This is a genomic window from Mesorhizobium sp. M4A.F.Ca.ET.050.02.1.1 (assembly GCF_003997725.1).
GTDB lineage: Bacteria > Pseudomonadota > Alphaproteobacteria > Rhizobiales > Rhizobiaceae > Mesorhizobium.
The window spans coordinates 1-4,810 of sequence record NZ_RZSG01000465.1 but is presented as its reverse complement, the minus strand read 5'-3'; the positions used below and the strand labels follow the sequence as shown (position 1 = coordinate 4,810).

The following is a 4,810-nucleotide window of genomic DNA, read 5'->3' as shown; positions in this document are numbered from 1 at the left end:
GCTGAAGGTCGCCACCGTGGAAGGCGTCACGCCTTCGACCGAGACCATCGCCAGCGGCAAGTATCCGGTTTCGCGCCCGCTGTTCTTCTACGTCAAGAAGGCGCATCTCGGCGTCGTTCCGGGCCTGAAGGAATATGTCGAGTTCTTCCTCGACGACCAGATGATCGGCCCGGAAAGCCCGCTCGCCGAGTACGGCCTGGTTTCGGCTCCCGATGCCGAGCGTCAGGCGCAGCGCGACGCGTTCGCCGCCGGAAAGACCATGTAATCAAGCTTGCGGACCGGGGCGCGGGTTTGCCCGCGCCCCGATCTCTTCGCCTGCCGCAGCGGCGGTAGCGACCGGAGCATGATCCCGAACCGAAGCACCGCGTCAGCGAAAAGTGGGGACCGGTTTTTGCTTCGCTGACCTCTGGTTCGGATAAGATCATGCTCAAACAAGGGATTTCCCCTGGGGTGGGTTCATGTCGTCCATGCTCGTACTTGCCATTGTAGTCGCCGTCGGCCTGGTCGCATTCTTCATCGGTCGCCAACGCGCCGTCGCGCAGGACAATGGATCGGTGAAGCCGCATTCGCGCGCTCACTATCACGGCTGGTGGGCCTTCCTGCTCGCTGTCCTGCCGGCCCTCCTGCTGCTTGCCGTGTGGAACATCGGTTCCTCCATCTACCTCGACCGCCACATCCATGCCGCTTTGCCCGAGCGCACCGCCGACAGCGCGGTCGCCAGCGAGGCGCTCGACGTCAGCCTGGTGAAGAGCCTCGCCAAGGGCCTGCGCCAGCTCGATGCCAACACCCAGCTTCCCGCCAGCTTCGCCGAATTGCAGCCGCTGCTCGCCGCCAAGGGCGTGGCGCTGGCGACGGACACCCAGGATTACATGATCCCGATTGCCGTCGAGGCGAACGCGGTGCAGGGCCGGCTCGGCATGATCGGAGCCGTCGTCACCCTTGCCCTGTCGATCGCCGGCGCCTTCTATGCGCTAAGACAAGTCGCGCCACGGGCGCGCGCCAGGAACAATGTCGAGCGGCTGATGCTGTGGGGGCTGCTGGCGGCCTCGACCATCGCCATCCTGACCACCGTCGGCATCGTGCTTTCGATGCTGTTCCAGACCATCCAGTTCTTTGAGAGCGTCTCGCCGGCGAGCTTCTTCTTCGGCACCGTCTGGGATCCGCGCTTCGCCGCCGCCGGCTCGGGCGGCAGCCAGGGCCAGTTCGGCCTGATCCCGCTTCTGGCCGGCACGCTCTACATCGCCTTCGTCGCGCTGCTGGTGGCGGTGCCGGTCGGCCTGATGTCGGCTGTCTACATGGCCGAATACGCCTCGCCCAAGGTGCGGTCGGTGGTCAAGCCGGCGCTCGAGTTGCTGGCTGGCATCCCGACCATCGTCTACGGCATCTTCGCCGTCGTCACGCTGGGGCCGTTCCTGCGCGATCTCTCCGCGGCGCTGACCGGCGGCTCGCCCTTCATCCAGGGCCAGAGCATCTTCACCGCCGGCCTGGTCATGGGCGTCATGCTGATCCCGGTCGTCTCCTCGCTTTCCGACGACATCATCACCGCGGTGCCGCGCGCCATGCGCGACGGCTCGCTCGGCCTCGGCGCGACACGCTCCGAGACGATCAAGCGGGTGATCCTGCCGGCGGCATTGCCCGGCATCGTCGGCGCCATCCTGCTCACCGCCTCGCGCGCCATCGGCGAGACGATGATCGTGGTGCTCGCGGCCGGTGTCGCCGCCAATCTCACTGCCAATCCGTTCGAGGCGATGACGACCATCACCGTCAAGATCGTCAACCAGCTGACCGGCGACCTCGAATTCAATTCGCCGCAGACGCTGGTCGCCTTCGCGCTCGGCATCACGCTGTTCGCGCTGACGCTGGTGATGAACATCGTGGCCCTCTACATCGTGCGCAAATACCGGGAGCAGTACGAATGACCGATATCCCGCTGGATACGATGGTCCGCACCGCGGCCCCCGCGCGCCGCGACATCGGCCTCAAGGCGCGCTACGCCGCCGAGCGCCGGTTCCGCATCTACGGCGCGCTGGCGATCTCGGTCGGCCTCGCCTTCCTCGCCATCATGCTGATCACCATCGTCTCGAAGGGCTACACCGCCTTCTGGCAGACGACGGTATCGCTGCCGATCAATTTCGACGAGAAGGTCATCGATCCTTCCAACAAACGCGCCACCGACCCGGAGGTGCTGATCAAGGCCAACTACCCCAAACTTGCCGACAGAGCGCTGATGGCCAAGCTTGGCATCGACCCCAGCAACAAACCGATGGCATTGAAGCTGAAGGGCTTCCTGTCGGAGGGCGCGCGCGTCCAATTGCGCGACATCGTCGTTGCCGATCCGTCGGTCATCGGCACGACGCGCAATGTCGACATCCTCGTCGCCGCAAACCTCGATTCCGCCTTCAAGGGGCAGATCGATCTCAATGTCGAGGAAGCGCGCCGCAAGGTCTCGGACCAGCAGGTCGCCTGGATGAACCAGCTCAAGGCCGACGGCACCATGGCCGAGCATTTCAACAAGGGCCTGTTCAGCTATGGCGCCTCGAGCCGTCCGGAGACATCGGGCATGGGCGTTGCCATCATCGGCTCCTTCTACATGATGGTGATCGTGCTGCTTCTGGCGCTGCCGATCGGCGTCGCCGCCTCCATCTATCTGGAGGAGTTTGCCAAGAAGAACCGCTTCACCGACCTGATCGAAGTCAACATCAACAATCTGGCGGCGGTGCCGTCGATCGTCTTTGGCCTGCTCGGCCTCGCGGTGTTCATCAATTTCCTCGGCATGCCGCGCTCGGCCGCCTTCGTCGGCGGCCTGGTGCTGACGCTGATGACACTGCCGACGATCATCATCGCCACCCGCGCGGCGCTTGCCGCCGTGCCGCCGTCGATCCGCTCGGCGGCGCTCGGGCTTGGCGCTTCCAAGATGCAGATGGTGTTCCAGCATATCCTGCCGCTTGCCGCCCCCGGCATCCTCACCGGCACCATCATCGGCCTGGCGCGCGCGCTCGGCGAAACCGCGCCGCTGCTCCTGATCGGCATGGTCGCCTTCGTCGCCGACTATCCGAAGACTCCGTTCGATCCGGCGACCGCGCTGCCGGTGCAGATCTACATGTGGGCCAACGAGGCCGAACGCGCCTTCGTCGAGCGTATGTCGGGCGCCATCATCATCCTGCTCGTCTTCCTCATGGCCATGAACATCACAGCGATCGTGCTCAGGCGCCGGTTCGAACGGCGCTGGTAAAAGAAGGCATCTGGTATGAACATCATGACCGAACAGTCTCTTGAAAACGCAGTGGGCGACAAGATGAACGCCAAGTCGAACGAAGTGATCAAGATGCGCGGCGACAAGGTCGGCGTGTTCTACGGCGAAAAGCAGGCGCTGTTCGACGTCAATCTCGACGTCCGCCTCAATCAGGTGACGGCGCTCATCGGACCTTCGGGCTGCGGCAAGTCGACCTTCCTGCGCTGCCTCAACCGCATGAACGACACCATCGACTCGGCGCGCGTGACGGGCAAGATCACGCTGGACGAGGAGGATATCTACGACAAGAACATCGACGTCGTGGAGCTTAGGGCTCGCGTCGGCATGGTGTTCCAGAAGCCCAACCCGTTCCCGAAGTCGATCTACGAGAATGTCGCCTACGGCCCGCGCATCCATGGGCTGGCCAAGCGCAAGGCCGACATGGACCAGATCGTCGAATCCAGCCTGAAGAAGGCGGCGATCTGGAACGAGGTGAAGGACCGCCTGCACGAGCCCGGCACCGGCCTGTCCGGAGGCCAGCAGCAACGCCTGTGCATCGCCCGCGCCATCGCCGTGTCGCCGGAAGTGATCCTGATGGACGAGCCCTGCTCGGCGCTCGACCCGATCGCCACCGCCCGTGTCGAGGAGCTGATCGACGAACTGCGCCAGAACTACACGATCGTCATCGTCACCCACTCGATGCAGCAGGCGGCCCGCGTGTCGCAGCGCACGGCGATGTTCCATCTCGGCTACCTGGTCGAGGAAGGCGCCACCGACAAGATGTTCACCAACCCCGACGACAAACGCACCCAGGACTACATCACCGGCCGGTTCGGCTGATTTCCACGCACGAGGACAGGATCATGGGTGAACATCATACGGTTGCGTCTTTCGACGAGGATCTGGGAGCGATCAGCAAGCTGATCGCCGACATGGGCGATCTCGCCCGCTCGATGGTCGCCGGCTCGACGCGCGCGCTGCTCAATTCCGACAATGCCCTGGCGCAGCGCGTTGTTTCCGACGACGCCATCATGGATGCACGCCAGCGCGAACTCGACGACCGCGCCATCACGCTGATCGCCAAGCGGCAGCCGATGGCCAACGATCTGCGCGCCGTGGTCGGCTCGATCCGCATGGCGGGCGACCTCGAACGCATCGGCGACCTCGCCAAGAACATCGCCAAGCGTGTCGGTACCGTCGGCCTCAGCGTCACGCCGCGTGATCTCTCGCATTCCATCGACGGCATGGCGCAGCTTGTGCTGGTCCAGGTGCAGGGCGTCATCGAGCAATATGCCGCCGCGGATGCCGCAGCCCTCGCCAAGCTCCGCAACGACGACGAACGCATCGACGTCAAATACACCTCGGTGTTCCGCGAGCTCCTGACCTACATGATGGAGGATCCGCGCAACATCACCGCTTGCACGCATCTTCTATTCTGCGCCAAGAACCTGGAGCGCATCGGCGACCATGTCACCAACATTGCCGAGAACGCCTACTACGTGCTGACCGGTCAGCAACTGCCCGCCAATCGTCCGAAGCTGGACGAGACGGCGATGTCGGCGCCGGCGGCCTGAGAAG

The 4,810-nt window shown here is 64.3% G+C and carries 5 protein-coding genes; all 5 read left to right on the top strand.

Annotated features, from left to right (window positions below; translation table 11 throughout):
- A partial coding sequence (locus EOA33_RS24600) for a substrate-binding domain-containing protein (protein WP_190234362.1) occupies positions 1 to 265 on the top strand: 265 nt, incomplete at its 5' end.
- A 193-nt stretch (positions 266 to 458) separates the two neighbouring features.
- Positions 459 to 1,919 (top strand): phosphate ABC transporter permease subunit PstC, encoded by a 1,461-nt coding sequence (gene pstC / locus EOA33_RS24595; RefSeq protein ID WP_126057986.1) that lies wholly within the window; start codon positions 459 to 461, stop codon positions 1,917 to 1,919.
- Positions 1,916 to 3,232 carry a phosphate ABC transporter permease PstA gene (gene pstA, locus EOA33_RS24590; protein WP_126057987.1) on the top strand — a complete coding sequence of 439 codons (1,317 nt, stop codon included), beginning with the start codon at positions 1,916 to 1,918 and terminating at the stop codon, positions 3,230 to 3,232. Before pstC ends, pstA begins: the two co-directional genes overlap by 4 nt.
- Before the next feature lie 15 nt (positions 3,233 to 3,247).
- Positions 3,248 to 4,072, top strand: coding sequence for a phosphate ABC transporter ATP-binding protein PstB (pstB, locus tag EOA33_RS24585; protein ID WP_126057988.1), 825 nt, complete (start codon positions 3,248 to 3,250; stop codon positions 4,070 to 4,072).
- Between the two features lie 23 nt (positions 4,073 to 4,095).
- Complete coding sequence (gene phoU, locus EOA33_RS24580) at positions 4,096 to 4,806, top strand: phosphate signaling complex protein PhoU (protein ID WP_126057989.1); 711 nt, start codon at positions 4,096 to 4,098, stop codon at positions 4,804 to 4,806.
- Positions 4,807 to 4,810: the final 4 nt, after the last annotated feature.